This window comes from Burkholderia diffusa, assembly GCF_001718315.1.
Taxonomy (GTDB): Bacteria; Pseudomonadota; Gammaproteobacteria; order Burkholderiales; family Burkholderiaceae; genus Burkholderia; species Burkholderia diffusa_B.
This window is the reverse complement of the sequence record NZ_CP013362.1, coordinates 2,313,790-2,329,892: the sequence shown is the minus strand read 5'-3', so window position 1 is coordinate 2,329,892 and position 16,103 is coordinate 2,313,790. Positions and strand designations below refer to the sequence as shown.

13 protein-coding genes and 2 rRNA genes are annotated in these 16,103 nt (G+C 61.3%); 12 read left to right on the top strand and 3 right to left on the bottom strand.

The annotated features are described in order from the left end of the window. Positions 1-177 precede the first annotated feature (177 nt). The 6 genes from WI26_RS10730 (at position 178) to WI26_RS10705 (ending at position 5,940) form a co-directional block, all read left to right on the top strand. Positions 178-3,059 (top strand): 23S ribosomal RNA (locus tag WI26_RS10730). Positions 3,060-3,215: 156 nt separating this feature from the next. Beyond that, positions 3,216-3,328, top strand: a 5S ribosomal RNA gene (gene rrf / locus WI26_RS10725). A 215-nt stretch (positions 3,329-3,543) separates the two neighbouring features. Next, positions 3,544-4,670, top strand: a protein-coding gene (locus WI26_RS10715) for an IS3 family transposase (RefSeq protein WP_155768721.1) whose coding sequence is annotated in 2 segments (ribosomal slippage) — positions 3,544-3,784 and positions 3,784-4,670 — 1,128 coding nt in all. Because the reading frame shifts where the segments join, the coding sequence is not laid out codon by codon here. Positions 4,671-4,692: 22 nt separating this feature from the next. Then, a complete protein-coding gene (gene cueR, locus WI26_RS10710) occupies positions 4,693-5,097 on the top strand; it encodes a Cu(I)-responsive transcriptional regulator (RefSeq protein ID WP_059466943.1) in 405 nt (134 codons plus the stop codon). A 214-nt stretch (positions 5,098-5,311) separates the two neighbouring features. After that, on the top strand, positions 5,312-5,458 hold the full coding sequence (locus WI26_RS31095; RefSeq protein WP_006478295.1) for a DUF3563 family protein: 147 nt from the start codon (positions 5,312-5,314) through the stop codon (positions 5,456-5,458). 113 nt (positions 5,459-5,571) lie between these two features. After that, positions 5,572-5,940 (top strand): hypothetical protein, encoded by a 369-nt coding sequence (locus WI26_RS10705; RefSeq protein WP_069225915.1) that lies wholly within the window; start codon positions 5,572-5,574, stop codon positions 5,938-5,940. A gap of 15 nt (positions 5,941-5,955) precedes the next feature. Here WI26_RS10705 and WI26_RS10700 read toward each other — a convergent pair whose 3' ends face one another. Continuing rightward, a complete protein-coding gene (locus WI26_RS10700) occupies positions 5,956-6,801 on the bottom strand; it encodes a 23S rRNA (adenine(2030)-N(6))-methyltransferase RlmJ (RefSeq protein WP_059536029.1) in 846 nt (281 codons plus the stop codon). A gap of 111 nt (positions 6,802-6,912) precedes the next feature. Then, positions 6,913-7,884 (bottom strand): potassium channel beta subunit family protein, encoded by a 972-nt coding sequence (locus WI26_RS10695; RefSeq protein ID WP_059536025.1) that lies wholly within the window; start codon positions 7,882-7,884, stop codon positions 6,913-6,915. A 163-nt stretch (positions 7,885-8,047) separates the two neighbouring features. Between WI26_RS10695 and WI26_RS10690 the strand changes: the two genes are divergently transcribed. Further along, positions 8,048-8,836, top strand: a complete 789-nt coding sequence (locus WI26_RS10690; RefSeq protein ID WP_059536022.1) for a 3-hydroxybutyrate dehydrogenase — start codon at positions 8,048-8,050, stop codon at positions 8,834-8,836. Between the two features lie 141 nt (positions 8,837-8,977). Here WI26_RS10690 and WI26_RS10685 read toward each other — a convergent pair whose 3' ends face one another. Then, positions 8,978-10,177 carry an amino acid aminotransferase gene (locus tag WI26_RS10685; RefSeq protein ID WP_069225914.1) on the bottom strand — a complete coding sequence of 400 codons (1,200 nt, stop codon included), beginning with the start codon at positions 10,175-10,177 and terminating at the stop codon, positions 8,978-8,980. 249 nt (positions 10,178-10,426) lie between these two features. On the opposite strand from WI26_RS10685, the gene uvrB reads away from it, so the two are divergent. The 5 genes from uvrB to WI26_RS10660 all read left to right on the top strand — a co-directional run bounded on the left by uvrB (position 10,427) and on the right by WI26_RS10660 (position 15,971). Next, positions 10,427-12,517, top strand: a complete 2,091-nt coding sequence (gene uvrB / locus WI26_RS10680; protein ID WP_059509810.1) for an excinuclease ABC subunit UvrB — start codon at positions 10,427-10,429, stop codon at positions 12,515-12,517. Between the two features lie 219 nt (positions 12,518-12,736). Further along, on the top strand, positions 12,737-13,288 hold the full coding sequence (locus WI26_RS10675; RefSeq protein ID WP_059467826.1) for an iron transporter: 552 nt from the start codon (positions 12,737-12,739) through the stop codon (positions 13,286-13,288). Positions 13,289-13,343: 55 nt separating this feature from the next. Beyond that, a complete protein-coding gene (locus tag WI26_RS10670) occupies positions 13,344-13,676 on the top strand; it encodes a cupredoxin domain-containing protein (RefSeq protein WP_059467825.1) in 333 nt (110 codons plus the stop codon). A 58-nt stretch (positions 13,677-13,734) separates the two neighbouring features. Beyond that, positions 13,735-14,577: an FTR1 family iron permease gene (locus tag WI26_RS10665; RefSeq protein WP_069225913.1), complete on the top strand. Its 843-nt coding sequence runs from the start codon at positions 13,735-13,737 to the stop codon at positions 14,575-14,577. After that, positions 14,574-15,971, top strand: a complete 1,398-nt coding sequence (locus WI26_RS10660; protein ID WP_069225912.1) for a 4Fe-4S binding protein — start codon at positions 14,574-14,576, stop codon at positions 15,969-15,971. Before WI26_RS10665 ends, WI26_RS10660 begins: the two co-directional genes overlap by 4 nt. Positions 15,972-16,103 lie beyond the last annotated feature (132 nt).

The following is a 16,103-nucleotide window of genomic DNA, read 5'->3' as shown; positions in this document are numbered from 1 at the left end:
AGAAGTAAGTAATTTGGATAGCGGAAGCGTCTTTGAGATGGACGTGGAAACTATCCGGGTTGTGATTGTATCGATGTATCTCAAGATGATTCGAACTTCATGTTCGGCTCAATTGGAATACGGCACAACGCGAGAACTCAACCTGTAACGACTGTCGATGAGACAGACTCGTTATAGGGTCAAGCGAACAAGTGCATGTGGTGGATGCCTTGGCGATCACAGGCGATGAAGGACGCGGTAGCCTGCGAAAAGCTACGGGGAGCTGGCAAACAAGCTTTGATCCGTAGATGTCCGAATGGGGAAACCCACTCCTTTTGGAGTATCCATGGCTGAATACATAGGCCATGTGAAGCGAACGCGGTGAACTGAAACATCTAAGTAACCGCAGGAAAAGAAATCAACCGAGATTCCCAAAGTAGTGGCGAGCGAAATGGGATGAGCCTTGCACTCTTTATTTGTATTGTTAGCCGAACGCTCTGGAAAGTGCGGCCATAGCAGGTGATAGCCCTGTAGGCGAAAACAGTATGAAAGAACTAGGTGTGCGACAAGTAGGGCGGGACACGTGAAATCCTGTCTGAAGATGGGGGGACCATCCTCCAAGGCTAAATACTCGTGATCGACCGATAGTGAACCAGTACCGTGAGGGAAAGGCGAAAAGAACCCCGGGAGGGGAGTGAAATAGATCCTGAAACCGCATGCATACAAACAGTCGGAGCCTCGTAAGGGGTGACGGCGTACCTTTTGTATAATGGGTCAGCGACTTACGTTCAGTAGCAAGCTTAACCGTATAGGGCAGGCGTAGCGAAAGCGAGTCCGAATAGGGCGTTCAGTTGCTGGGCGTAGACCCGAAACCAGGTGATCTATCCATGGCCAGGATGAAGGTGCGGTAACACGTACTGGAGGTCCGAACCCACTAACGTTGAAAAGTTAGGGGATGAGCTGTGGATAGGGGTGAAAGGCTAAACAAACCTGGAAATAGCTGGTTCTCTCCGAAAACTATTTAGGTAGTGCCTCGTGTCTCACCTTCGGGGGTAGAGCACTGTCATGGTTGGGGGGTCTATTGCAGATTACCCCGCCATAGCAAACTCCGAATACCGAAGAGTGCAATCACGGGAGACAGACATCGGGTGCTAACGTCCGGTGTCAAGAGGGAAACAACCCAGACCGCCAGCTAAGGTCCCCAAATATAGCTAAGTGGGAAACGAAGTGGGAAGGCTAAAACAGTCAGGAGGTTGGCTTAGAAGCAGCCACCCTTTAAAGAAAGCGTAATAGCTCACTGATCGAGTCGTCCTGCGCGGAAGATGTAACGGGGCTAAGCTATATACCGAAGCTGCGGATGCGTGCTTAGCACGCATGGTAGGAGAGCGTTCCGTAAGCCTGCGAAGGTGCCTTGTAAAGGGTGCTGGAGGTATCGGAAGTGCGAATGCTGACATGAGTAGCGATAAAGGGGGTGAAAGGCCCCCTCGCCGTAAGCCCAAGGTTTCCTACGCAACGTTCATCGGCGTAGGGTGAGTCGGCCCCTAAGGCGAGGCAGAAATGCGTAGCTGATGGGAAGCAGGTCAATATTCCTGCACCATTGTTAGATGCGATGGGGGGACGGATCGCGGAAGGTTGTCCGGGTGTTGGAAGTCCCGGTCGCTGCATTGGAGAAGGCGCTTAGGCAAATCCGGGCGCGTAATTCAAGGGTGTGGCGCGAGCTCCCTCGGGAGCGAAGCAATTGGAAGTGGTTCCAAGAAAAGCCTCTAAGCTTCAGTCTAACGATGACCGTACCGCAAACCGACACAGGTGGGCGAGATGAGTATTCTAAGGCGCTTGAGAGAACTCGGGAGAAGGAACTCGGCAAATTGGTACCGTAACTTCGGGATAAGGTACGCCCTTGTAGCTTGACTGGCCTGCGCCAGGAGGGTGAAGGGGTTGCAATAAACTGGTGGCTGCGACTGTTTAATAAAAACACAGCACTCTGCAAACACGAAAGTGGACGTATAGGGTGTGACGCCTGCCCGGTGCCGGAAGATTAAATGATGGGGTGCAAGCTCTTGATTGAAGTCCCGGTAAACGGCGGCCGTAACTATAACGGTCCTAAGGTAGCGAAATTCCTTGTCGGGTAAGTTCCGACCTGCACGAATGGCGTAACGATGGCCACACTGTCTCCTCCCGAGACTCAGCGAAGTTGAAGTGTTTGTGATGATGCAATCTACCCGCGGCTAGACGGAAAGACCCCATGAACCTTTACTGTAGCTTTGCATTGGACTTTGAACCGATCTGTGTAGGATAGGTGGGAGGCTATGAAACCGGAACGCTAGTTTCGGTGGAGCCGTCCTTGAAATACCACCCTGGTTTGTTTGAGGTTCTAACCTTGGCCCGTGATCCGGGTCGGGGACAGTGCATGGTAGGCAGTTTGACTGGGGCGGTCTCCTCCCAAAGCGTAACGGAGGAGTACGAAGGTACGCTAGGTACGGTCGGAAATCGTGCTGATAGTGCAATGGCATAAGCGTGCTTAACTGCGAGACCGACAAGTCGAGCAGGTGCGAAAGCAGGTCATAGTGATCCGGTGGTTCTGTATGGAAGGGCCATCGCTCAACGGATAAAAGGTACTCTGGGGATAACAGGCTGATACCGCCCAAGAGTTCATATCGACGGCGGTGTTTGGCACCTCGATGTCGGCTCATCTCATCCTGGGGCTGTAGCCGGTCCCAAGGGTATGGCTGTTCGCCATTTAAAGAGGTACGTGAGCTGGGTTTAAAACGTCGTGAGACAGTTTGGTCCCTATCTGCCGTGGGCGTTGGATATTTGAAGGGGGCTGCTCCTAGTACGAGAGGACCGGAGTGGACGAACCTCTGGTGTACCGGTTGTCACGCCAGTGGCATCGCCGGGTAGCTATGTTCGGAAGAGATAACCGCTGAAAGCATCTAAGCGGGAAACTCGCCTTAAGATGAGATATCCCTGGGGACTAGATCCCCTTGAAGGGTCGTTCGAGACCAGGACGTTGATAGGTCGGGTGTGTAAGCGCAGTAATGCGTTCAGCTAACCGATACTAATTGCCCGTAAGGCTTGATCCTATAACAAGTCTGCCTTGTAGATCGGCGCCGTGCGACAGCACCGGCCGCCCGATCCAGAGCGACAAGTTGGATTCTCGTGTGTGATACACACAACCTAAATTACTGCTTCTTCCAAGATTGGTTCTGTTGGCCACGCCAGCAGGACAACCCTCTTTGCCTGATGACCATAGCGAGTCGGTCCCACCCCTTCCCATCCCGAACAGGACCGTGAAACGACTCTACGCCGATGATAGTGCGGATTCCCGTGTGAAAGTAGGTAATCGTCAGGCTCCCTAAGCCAGAAACCCCCGCCCAAACAGGCGGGGGTTTTTGCATTTGGGCGGCGGAAATAGGCGAAATGACAGAAAACCGTCCCCGTCTTGCAAACTGCACGCTGTCCCGAGCCGGCAGATCTCGCCGCAACCTATCTCAATAAATTCATCTTGACCTGCTCCCCGCGTTTAGTACGGTGACGGTGTAGAGTCCGTTCCAGAGAGGAACGGCAATGAAAAAGCGATTCACCGAAGAACAGATCATCGGTATCTTGAAGGAAGCCGAGGCTGGCCTGAAGCCGGCGGAGCTGTGTCGCAAGTACGGCATCTCGGAAGCGACCTACTACAACTGGAAAGCGAAGTTCGGCGGGATGACGGTCTCCGAAGCGCAGCGCCTGAAGGAACTGGAGCAGGAGAATAGTAAGCTCAAGCGTCTGTTGGCCGAATCGATGCTCGACAACGCCGCGCTGAAGGACTTGCTGGCTCGAAAGTAGCAAGCCCGCAGGCCAAGCGCGAAGCGGTCCGGATATTGATGACCGAACGTGCCATGGGTGTTACCCGGGCCTGCGGGCTGGTAGGGATTTCGCGCTCTCTGTTCTATTACGAATCACGCCGCCGAGTTGACGACGAAGTGCTGACTGGCCGGATGATGGCCATCGCCGCGCAGAAGCGCCGCTACGGCTATCGCCGGATTCACGTGCTGTTGCAGCGGGATGGCTACTTCGTCAATCACAAGCGTATCTGGCGCCTGTACACCAAGGCGGGACTGAGTGTGCGCAAGCGGCGACGCAAGCGTATTGCGGCTGTCGAGCGCACGCCGCTACCGTTACCAACAGGCCCGAATCAGAGCTGGTCGATGGACTTCGTTTCTGACGGGCTGGCCTATGGTCGGCGGTTTCGATGCCTGAACGTGGTCGACGACTACACGCGCGAGTGCTTGGCCATCGAGGTCGATACTTCATTGCCGGGCCTACGCGTTCAGCAAGTGCTCGAGCGGCTCAAGGAGATGCGAGGCTTACCCGCATCCATCACGGTCGACAACGGGCCGGAGTTCGCTGGTAAGGTGCTGGATGCATGGGCCTACGAAGCCGGTGTCACGCTGTCGTTCATCAGGCCTGGCAAGCCGGTGGAGAATGCCTATATCGAGAGCTTCAACGGTCGCTTCCGCGACGAATGCCTGAACGAGCACTGGTTCGTCTCAATGCGCCACGCCAAGCGGCTGATTGAGGAATGGCGTATCGAGTACAACACCGAGCGGCCTCATAGTTCGCTCGGCTATCTGACGCCTGCGCAGTTCGCCCGGGCGCACGACGCGAAGCAGCAGTTTTTAACTTCGGACTCTAACTGCAGTTCGGACTAAAACCGGGGGCAGGTCACAGGGAATGAATATCGGCGACGCGTCACGCGAATCCGGCGTCAGCGCAAAAATGATCCGGTACTACGAACAGGTCGGTCTTCTTGCGCCGAGCAAGCGTAGCGACGCCGGATACCGGATCTACGGTTCGGACGAAGTCCATATCCTGCGCTTCATCCGCCAGGCACGGCGGCTTGGTTTTCTCGTCGAGGATATCCGCAAGCTGCTGATGCTCTGGCAGGACCGTTCCCGCGCCAGCGTCGAAGTGAAGTCGATCGCCCTCGAACACGTCGCGGAACTCGACAAACGCATCGCCGAATTGAGCGACATGCGCAATACGCTCGCCGATCTCGCCGCGCACTGCCACGGTGACGAACGACCTGAATGCCCAATCTTGGAGCGCCTGGCCGAACCGCTGGGCGAACCAGATTAGTGCATACACTCGAGGCCGAAAGTAGGCATCGATTCAATATTCTTAAAAATCAGTGGGTTAAGGCGGATGCTTCACAAACCATTCCAAAATGGAATGGTCATCATGCAAGCATTTCACTAGCATCTTGGTGCGGCGTCGCTATAATTCGGGATAACCCTATACGGGAAATCCCTGAATCTCGATTCGCCAGGGGTCCCCTTCCTTGGAGAACATCATGATCGCCTACATCGTTGAAAAGCTGAGCAACTGGTTCGAATCCGCAGAACGTGAGCGTCGCGAGGCATACCTCGCCACGTCGTCGGACATCGTCCAGCTCGAGAGCCGCATCCGTTCGCTCGAAACCAACGGCTACTCGCTGTAATCGGAGTTACCGTCAGGTGCCGTGTGGCACCGAACGAAAAGCAAGCCCCGTGTTGACGGGGCTTTGTTTTTTGTGCGCTTGATCTGGCGAAATCGTCCGCGTGGCGCTATGGTATGGGCCTGTTTTTCAACCGGAAGAATACGACCATGCGCTTGCGTCTCGATGTGCGTCACGTTTCTCGCGCGCGTCTCGTTCTGGGGGCTGTCGTGCTCGCTCACGGCGTGGCGGCTGCTGCGGCGACGTCGTCCAGGCCGTTGATTCTCGATACGCAACGCGGGATTCAGGAGGGCAAGGGCGGTCTGGTGTTGCAAACGGCCCCGTTATCGTCCGAGCCGATCGTCGAGCCTGCAGGCATGCGAGCGCCGGCCGGCCAGGGATCGAATTCATCGATCCCGCTGTTTGTCGCGCCGTATATCAATGTGCCAGGCTGGGGCGTGTCGCCGGCCAATCAGCCGAGACCCACGCCAAGACCGCAGCCGTAACGGCAAGACGTCCGCTCAGTTCCCGCGGTACTCGACCTGGCACCGGGCGCCGCTGTCCTGTCCCAAGTGTTCGACGAGATAGGGCAGCGCTTCGTTCATGCTTTGCGCGAGTGTGTACGGCGGATTCAGAATGAACATTCCACTGCCGTAAAGGCCCAGACCGTCTGCCGGCGGATTCGATACCGTCAGCGTCAGATGCAGCCAGTTGTTCGGCTGCAGGCGCTTGAGCTGTTCCGGAAAACGCTGCGATTCCACCCGCGCCACCTGCGGATACCAGATCGCATAACAGCCGGTTGCGAAGCGCTTCAGGCATTCCGCCACGCAAGTCACCGTGCGCGCGTAGTCCTTCTTGTCCTCATAGGACGGATCGATCAGCACGAGCGCGCGTCGCGGCGGCGGCGGCAGCAGCGCCTTGATCCCCTCGAAGCCGTCACCGGCGAAAATCATCGCGCGGCGCCCCGCATCGCGGAAGTTGTGACGCAGCACGTCGATCTCCGTCGTGTGCATCTCGAACAGGCGCATCCGGTCCTGCTCGCGCATCGATCGCCATGCGAGATACGGGGAGCCCGGATAGTAGCGCAGCTCACCGTCGTCGTTCAGCGCGCGCACTTCGTCGATGTATTCACCGAGCACCTCGGGCAGGTTCTTTTCGTTCCACAGCGGCCCGATGCCGGTGTCGAATTCGCCCGTCTTGGCGGCATAACCGTCGCGCAACGAATACACGCCGGCGCCGGCGTGCGTGTCGATGTACCAGTACGACTTGTCTTTCTTGTTCAGGTAGCGCAGCAGCTGGACGACGACGGCGTGCTTGAGCACGTCCGCGTGGTTGCCTGCATGAAAACCGTGACGATAACTGAGCATGGCTGGCTGCCTGAAACGAAGGATGAATCGATGGAAACGGGCGATTGCGCGTGGCCGCAGGGCCGCGCACCAACGCGGCCGCGTATTGTACGCGAGTGAGCGTGACTCGCCTTACTCGCATGCGTCGCCGACGGTCTCCTCGATACGTTGCTTGACCTCTGGTGTCAGCTTCGCGGTAACGTCGAGCGCGCGCATGTTGTCGTCGATCTGCTCGATCCGCGACGCGCCCGTAATGACAGAACTCACGCGCGGATTCGCGAGTACCCATGCGATTGCGAGCTGGGCAGTGCTGCAGTCGAGTTCGGCCGCGATCGCGCCGAGCCCTTCGACCACGTCGTTGCTGGCCGGATCCGTCAGCCGGGCGCGGAGCCAGTCGTAGCCTGGCAGCTGCGCGCGGCTACCCGGTGGTACGCCGTTCCGGTACTTTCCGGTGAGCAGCCCCGATGCCAGCGGGCTCCAGGTCGTCAGGCCGAGGCCGTAGTCGTCATAGAGCCGCGCGTATTCCTGCTCGACCCGGGTACGGTGGAACAGGTTGTACTGCGGCTGCTCGACGACCGGCTTGTGCAGATGGTGCCGCTCGGCGATTTCGTACGCGGCGCGAATCTCGTCGGCGCTCCATTCGGACGTGCCCCAGTACAGCGCCTTGCCGCGCACGATCATGTCACTCATCGCCCAGACGGTCTCCTCGATCGGCGTGTTCGGATCGGGGCGATGGCAGTACACGAGGTCGACATAGTCGAGTTGCAGCCGGCGCAGCGAGCCGTCGATCGCGTTCAGCAGATATTTCCGGTTCAGCGTGTGGTACTGGTTCGGCGCTTCCGCGAGTCCCCAGAAGAACTTCGTGGATACGAGGTAGCTCACGCGCGGCCAGCCGAGCGACTTGAGCGCCTGGCCCATGATTTCCTCGGATTTACCACCCGCGTAGACCTCGGCGTTGTCGAAGAAATTGACGCCCGCATCGCGGGCCGCCGCAAGGCATTCGCGGGCAACCCGCTGATCGACCTGGTTGCCGTAGGTGACCCACGAGCCGAGCGAAAGCTCGCTGATCTGCAGGCCGGAGCGGCCTAGCCGGCGATAGTGCATGGGGATCTCCCGTGACTCGGAACCGACCTTAAGCTTAGACGTTTTGCGCGCGAACGGCGGAGCCGATCGTGCACAATAGCGGCTGGCCCGTCTGCACGACCGTGCGACGAAAGCGGATGCAGCGGGGCGCGTTTTTTCGATCCGATAACGGAAGGAGACGGACATGGCAGCAGATCTGAGCGGCAAGACCGCAGTCGTCACGGGCGCCGCGAGCGGCATCGGCAAGGAAATCGCACTGGAGCTCGCGAAGGCGGGCGCCGCCGTGGCGATCGCCGACCTGAACCAGGACGGCGCAAATGCGGTTGCCGACGAGATCAACAAGGCAGGCGGCAAGGCGATCGGCGTCGCGATGGACGTGACCAGCGAGGAAGCGGTCAACAGCGGCATCGACAAGGTGGCCGAAACGTTCGGCTCGGTCGACATCCTCGTGTCGAACGCGGGCATCCAGATCGTCAACCCGATCGAGAACTATTCGTTCTCCGACTGGAAGAAGATGCAGGCGATCCACGTCGACGGCGCGTTCTTGACGACGAAGGCCGCGCTCAAGCACATGTACAAGGACGATCGCGGCGGCGTCGTGATCTACATGGGTTCGGTGCACTCGCACGAAGCGTCGCCGCTGAAGTCGGCGTACGTGACGGCCAAGCACGGGCTGCTCGGCCTCGCGCGCGTGCTGGCGAAGGAGGGCGCAAAGCACAACGTGCGCTCGCACGTCGTGTGTCCGGGCTTCGTGCGCACGCCGCTGGTCGACAAGCAGATTCCGGAGCAGGCGAAGGAGCTCGGGATCAGCGAAGAGGAAGTGGTGAAGAAGGTGATGCTCGGCAACACGGTCGACGGCGTGTTCACGACGGTGCAGGACGTCGCGCAGACGGTGCTGTTCCTGTCGGCATTCCCGAGCGCCGCGCTCACGGGCCAGTCGGTGGTCGTCAGCCATGGCTGGTTCATGCAGTAACGGCCTCCGGCACGGGCGGCCGCGCCGCGCGCCGCTTGTGCCGTCCGGAGCAAGCGCCGACAGTGGAGCGGCATGAAAAAACGCGCTCCGTGGAGCGCGTTTTCTGTGTCGCCAAGGCGGGCTGTTGCCCGCCGACGCCGCTTACTTCAGGACCGCTGCGATCGCATTGGCAACCGCATCGAGGTTGCGCGTGTTCAGCGCTGCAACGCAGATTCGGCCGGTGCCGACCGCGTAGATGCCGAATTCTTCACGCAGGCGATCGACTTGTGCCGAGGTCAGGCCCGAATACGAGAACATCCCGCGCTGCGCATTGATGAAGCTGAAGTCGCGATCGACGCCGCTCGCCTTCAGGCGCTCGACGAGGCCGTTGCGCATCGCGCGGATGCGGTCGCGCATTTCGCCGAGTTCCTGCACCCACGAAGCGTGCAGTTCCGGCGACGCGAGCACGGCCGCGACGACGGCGCCGCCATGGGTCGGCGGGTTCGAGTAGTTCGTGCGGATCACGCGCTTCAGTTGCGACAGCACGCGCGTCGCTTCATCCTTGCTCGACGTGATGATCGACAGCGCGCCGACGCGCTCGCCGTACAGCGAGAACGACTTCGAGAATGACGACGACACGAATGCATTCAGGTCGGCAGCGGCAAACAGACGCACCGCGGCGGCATCGGCCTCGATGTTCTCGCCGAAGCCCTGGTATGCGATGTCGAGGAACGGCACGAGGTTGCGCGCCTTGACGACGTCGACGACCTGCTGCCATTGCGCTTCGGTCAGGTCCACGCCGGTCGGGTTGTGGCAGCACGCGTGCAGCACGACGATCGTGCCCGCCGCATAGCCATTCAGCGCCGACAGCATGCCTTCGAAGTTGACGCCGTTGGTGGCGGCGTCGTAGTACGGATAGGCGACGACTTCGAAGCCGGCCGCTTCGAACAGTGCGCGGTGGTTTTCCCAGCTCGGATCGCTGATCGCAACCTTCGCGTTCGGGTTCACGGTGCGCAGGAAATCGGCGCCGATCTTCAGTGCGCCCGTGCCGCCCAGTGCCTGCGCCGTGACCACGCGGCCCGCGGCGATCAACGGGGAATCGTTGCCGAGCAGCAGCTTCTGCACCGCTGCGTCGTACGCGGCGATCCCGTCGATCGGCAGGTAGCCGCGCGGCAGGCCGGCGTCGACGCGCGCCTTTTCCGCGTCGCGAACGGCGCGCAGCAGCGGAATCTTGCCTTCTTCGTTCGTGTACACGCCGACGCCGAGGTTCACCTTGGTCGGGCGCGTATCGGCGTTGAAGGCTTCGTTCAGGCCCAGGATCGGGTCGCGGGGAGCAAGCTGGACAGCGGAGAAGAGCGACATGATGATTCGGCAGTAGTGAAAAGAGGGTCAGGCTTTCAGCCGGCGGACGGGCGCAGCGGACCGCGCGCCAACGGGCACGGCGCCGGAAAGCGCAGCAGCCTGACATTGTAGCGAATTCACGCTGCCGGAGGCAGCGATCGCGACGCGAATTGCGATTTCGGGCGGCTGCCGCGCGTCAGGAGCCGTCAGCGGTTCGCAACGCCGCGAAGCGCTAGAATGGTTTTTTTGCCCTCGCTCCGGCCGCACTCCATGTCCGCACATCACGCCGAAGTCGGCGACGCACTCGACGAATCGAAATTCGTGACCTTCGAAGGGTCGCCGTTCCAGCTGTACCAGCCGTATCCGCCTGCCGGCGACCAGCCGAGCGCGATCGAAACGCTCGTCGAAGGCGTCAACGACGGCCTTGCCTTCCAGACGCTGCTCGGCGTGACCGGTTCGGGCAAGACTTTCACGATGGCGAACACGATCGCGCGGCTCGGCCGCCCGGCAATCGTGTTCGCGCCGAACAAGACGCTCGCGGCGCAGCTCTACGCGGAATTCCGCGAATTCTTCCCGCGCAATGCGGTCGAGTACTTCGTGTCGTACTACGACTATTACCAGCCGGAAGCGTACGTGCCGCAGCGCGACCTGTTCATCGAGAAGGATTCGTCGATCAACGAGCACATCGAGCAGATGCGGCTGTCGGCGACGAAGAGCCTGATGGAGCGCCGCGACGTGGTGATCGTCGCGACGGTGTCGGCGATCTACGGTATCGGCAACCCGTCCGAATACCACCAGATGATCCTGACGTTGCGCACCGGTGACAAACTCGGCCAGCGCGACGTGATCGCGCGGCTGATCGCGATGCAGTACTCGCGCAACGAACAGGACTTCCAGCGTGGCACGTTCCGCGTGCGCGGCGACACGATCGACATCTTCCCGGCCGAGCATGCGGAGCTGGCCGTGCGCGTCGAGCTGTTCGACGACGAGGTCGAGACGCTGCAGCTGTTCGACCCGCTGACCGGGCGCGTGCGGCAGAAGATCCCGCGCTTCACCGTGTATCCGTCGTCGCACTACGTGACGCCGCGCGACACCGTGATGCGCGCGGTCGAGACGATCAAGGACGAATTGCGCGAGCGCCTCGAATTCTTCCATCGCGATGGCAAGCTCGTCGAGGCGCAGCGCCTCGAGCAGCGCACGCGCTTCGATCTCGAGATGCTGCAGGAGCTCGGCTTCTGCAAGGGCATCGAGAACTACTCGCGGCACTTCTCGGGCGCCGCGCCCGGCGAGCCGCCGCCGACGCTCGTCGACTATCTGCCGCCCGACGCACTGATGCTGCTCGATGAATCGCATGTGCTGATTGGCCAGCTGAACGGCATGTACAACGGCGACCGCGCGCGCAAGGAAAACCTCGTCAACTATGGCTTCCGGCTGCCGTCGGCGCTGGACAACCGGCCGCTCAAGTTCCCGGAGTTCGAACGCAAGATGCGCCAGGTGGTGTTCGTGTCGGCGACGCCGGCCGACTACGAGCAGCGCGTGACGGGGCAGGTCGCCGAGCAGGTGGTGCGGCCGACCGGGCTCGTCGATCCGGAAATTGAAGTGCGCCCGGCAAGCTCGCAGGTCGACGACGTGCTGACCGAGATCAACGCGCGCGTGAACGCCGGCGAGCGCGTGCTCATCACCGTGCTGACGAAGCGGATGGCCGAGCAGCTCACCGAGTTCCTGGCCGACCACGGCGTCAAGGTGCGCTACCTGCACAGCGACATCGACACGGTGGAGCGGGTCGAGATCATCCGCGACCTGCGGCTCGGCACGTTCGACGTGCTGGTCGGGATCAACCTGCTGCGCGAAGGCCTCGACATTCCGGAGGTGTCGCTCGTCGCGATTCTCGACGCGGATAAAGAAGGCTTCCTGCGAGCCGAGCGCTCGCTGATCCAGACGATCGGCCGCGCGGCGCGCAACGTGAACGGCAAGGCGATTCTCTACGCCGACACGATGACCGAGTCGATGAAGCGTGCGATCGGCGAGACCGAGCGGCGCCGCGCGAAGCAGATCGCGCACAACGAGAAGATGGGGATCACGCCGCGCGGCGTCGTGAAGCGCATCAAGGACATCATTGACGGCGTGTACAACGCCGACGATGCGCGCGCCGAGCTGAAAGAGGCGCAGCAACGCGCGAAGTTCGAGGACATGTCGGAAAAGCAGATCGCGAAAGAGATCAAGCGTCTCGAGAAGCAGATGGCCGACTACGCGAAGAACCTCGAGTTCGAAAAGGCGGCGGCCACGCGCGACCAGCTTGCGCTGCTGCGTGAACGCGTATTCGGCGCGAACGTGGGCGACCACGTCAACGGCGGCCGGTAAATCTTTCCATACATCACTGAAACCTTCCGTTAACACCGTTGTAAGCCTTGTCGGATCAGGGGTTTACACGGTGTCTCGTTTGTTCCGAAGCCGGTTCGGTGCTAAACTCCGCAAGTATTGAGAATAGTTCGCATTAACGTTATGCGTTGCGTTAGTGTTTCCGGCGCGCGGTCCTGGCGGGCGGCGTGCAAGTCACCAGACAAATAACAAGGAGTGTCCATGTTGGGTTCTTCGTTCATCCGCACGTCGGTTGCGGTAACGGCGGCGCTTGCCGCGATGTCGGCCTCGGCGGCCGAATATCCGATCGGCAAGCAGCAGATCCAGGGCGGCATGGAAATCGGCGCGGTGTACCTGCAGCCGATCACGATGGATCCGGAAGGGATGATGCGCAAGGCGTCGGATTCCGATATTCACCTCGAGGCGGACATCCACGCGGTCAAGAACAACCCGACGGGTTTCGCGGAAGGCGATTGGATGCCGTACCTGCAGGTCACGTACAAGCTGACGAAGCAGGGCGACACGAAGTGGAAGGCTGAAGGCGACCTGATGGGCATGGTCGCCAGCGACGGCCCGCACTATGGTGACAACGTGAAACTGGCCGGCCCGGGCAAGTATCACCTGACGATGACCGTCAAGCCGCCGATGCAGTCGGGTCACATGGCGTTCGGCCGTCACGTCGACAAGGAAACGGGCGTGGGCCCGTGGTTCAAACCCATCACCCTCGAATATGACTTCCCGTTCGCCGGCATCGGCAAGAAGGGCGGGTACTGATCGGTGGCATCACGGACGGCGCGCCCCGGCGCGCCGTCGGCGTAGAGAACCCAGAATGAAATTTCCCCAGAAAATCGTCGCCGCAGCCGCCGCGCTGTGGCTCGCCGGCGCGGCGCATGCCGCCGATCTGCCGACGTTCAAGCTCGAAATGACGGACGGCAAGCTGAGCCCTGCCCGTATCGAAGTGCCGGCCGGCCAGCGCTTCAAGATCGAGATCAGGAATACCGGCAAGGGCGCCGCCGAATTCGAGAGCGTGCAGTTGCGCAAGGAGAAGGTGCTTGCGCCGGGCGCCGATTCGTTCGTGGTCGTCGCCCCGCTGTCGCCGGGCGAATACAAGTTTTTCGACGATTTCCACCAGCAGGCGCAGGGCGTGATCGTCGCGAAGTAATGCGTTTTATCTGCGTGCGGGCGTACGCATGTCTTGCCCCGCGCGTCAGGAGGATTCAATGGGTCAGATCTTGTTCATCGTCTGGCGGGAGAGCGTCGAAGCGCTGCTCGTCGTCGGCATCCTCTATGCATGGCTGAAGAACGGCGACGACGACGCGCGCCGCGGCCTGCCCTTTCTGTGGACGGGCGTGGCAGTCGGCCTGCTGATGGCGATCGGTCTCGGCGCGGCGCTCGTCGGCTTTACCGAAGTGCTGTCCGGCGACGCGCAGGACTATTTCCAGACCGCGATGGTGCTGATCGCGTGCGTGCTGATCGTGCAGATGGTGCTGTGGATGCGCCGGCACGGCCGCACGCTCAAGCGTGACATGGAGCAGTCGCTGCAGCAGAGCACGCGCGATTCGAACTGGTGGGGCGTCGCCGTGCTGGTCGCGCTCGCGATCGCTCGCGAAGGCAGCGAGACGGTGATCTTCCTGTACGGCCTCGGCTTCGGGCAGTCGGGGCATGTGGACGGCAGCCAGATGCTCGCGGTCGTGATCGGCCTGGGCCTCGCGTTCCTCACGTTCTATCTGCTGCAACTCGGCGGCAAGTACTTCTCCTGGCGGCATTTCTTCCGCGTCACCGAAGTGATGCTGCTGTTCCTCGGCGCAGGCCTGTTCCAGGCCGGTGTCGACAAGCTGATCGACAAGGAAATCCTGCCGCTCGGCATTTCGCAGGTGTGGGATACGTCGTCGATTCTCGACGACTCCGGCACGTTCGGCTCGCTCGTCGCGACGCTGACGGGCTACCGGGCGCACCCGGCGCTGACCAATCTGATCGCCTATGCGGTGTACTGGGCGGTGGTCTGGCTGCTGATGAAGCGCGCGAGCCGTCGTCCCGCCGTTCCGGCAGGTCGCGCGGCATGAGCGTGGTCGCCGCAGCCAAGCCGGGCTGGCTCGCGCAGGCCGGCCAGTGGATGCAGCGCCACGGCGCGGTGATCCGCGGCATCCAGTGGGTCGTCGTCGCGGTCTATGCGTTCCTGATCATCGTGCCGGCGGTATTGCCGTTGCCCGACGATTCCGCGCATCTGTGGAGCAATCTCACGCTGATCGCGCAGTTCGTGTTCTGGGGCATCTGGTGGCCGTTCGTGCTGCTGTCGATGGTGATGCTCGGCCGCGTCTGGTGCGGCGTGCTGTGTCCGGAGGGCGCGCTGACCGAATTTGCGAGCAGGTTCGGCCGCGGCGGCGCGATTCCGCGCTGGATGCGGTGGGGCGGTTGGCCGTTCGTCGCGTTCGGGCTCACGACGATCTACGGGCAGATGGTGAGCGTGTACCAGTACCCGCTCGCGGTGCTGTTCGTGCTCGGCGGCTCGACCGTCGGCGCAATCGTGATCGGCGTCCTTTACGGGCGCGAGAAACGCGTGTGGTGCAAGTACCTGTGCCCGGTCAACGGTGTATTCGGGCTGCTCGCGCGGCTCGCGCCGATGCGCTACAAGGTCGACGAGGACGCCTGGCGTCGCTCGTACAAGAACGGCGAGCACGGGCATCGCGTGATTCCGATCAATTGCGCGCCGCTCGTGCCGTTGCGCAACATGAAGGGCGCTGCCGCATGCCATATGTGCGGCCGTTGCAGCGGGCACCGCGATGCAATCGCGCTGTCGTGGCGCTCGCCGTCCGACGAGGTCGTGAGCCTCGGCGCGCAACAGGCGAATCCGTGGGACACGGCGCTGATCCTCTACGGCCTGCTCGGCGTCGCGATCGGTGCATTTCACTGGACCGTCAGCCCGTGGTTCGTGCAGATCAAGCAATGGCTCGCGGGCTGGCTGATCGATCGCGACATCACGTGGCCGCTCGAGACGAATGCACCGTGGTTCCTGCTCACGCACTATCCGGATCGCAACGACGTGTTCTCGTGGCTCGACGGCGGGCTGATCGTCAGCTACATCGTCGGCACGGGGCTTGTGTATGGCACCGCGCTGCTCGTGCTGCTGGCCGGCGCAACGCTGACGCTCGGCCGTTTCGACCGCGTGCGTCTTCATCATCTCGCGCAGGCGCTGATCCCGATCGCGGGAGCCGGCGTGTTCCTCGGGTTGTCGGCGACGACGCTGTCGCTGCTGCGGGCCGAGCACGTGCCGCTTGGCTGGGCGAGCGACGTTCGCATCGCGATTCTGGTCGGCGCGAACGTGTGGAGCGTCTGGCTCGCGTGGAAGGTGACGGGGCGGTATGCGGCATGGCCGCGCCGACTGGCGGCATTCGCGTGGTTCGCGGCAGCCCTGGCAGTGGTCGACAGCGCGTGGTGGTTGATGTTCTGGGGCTTCTGATGCGGTCTTGACGGCCTTGTGGCCACGCTCCGGAGCCAGCGTGCGAGCGTATCCTGCTGTCGGGCTCTGGAGCGCGCTGAAGCTGAAGCGCCGACGGCCGCAGTGTCTTTCTCTTCGCATCCAGACACCGCA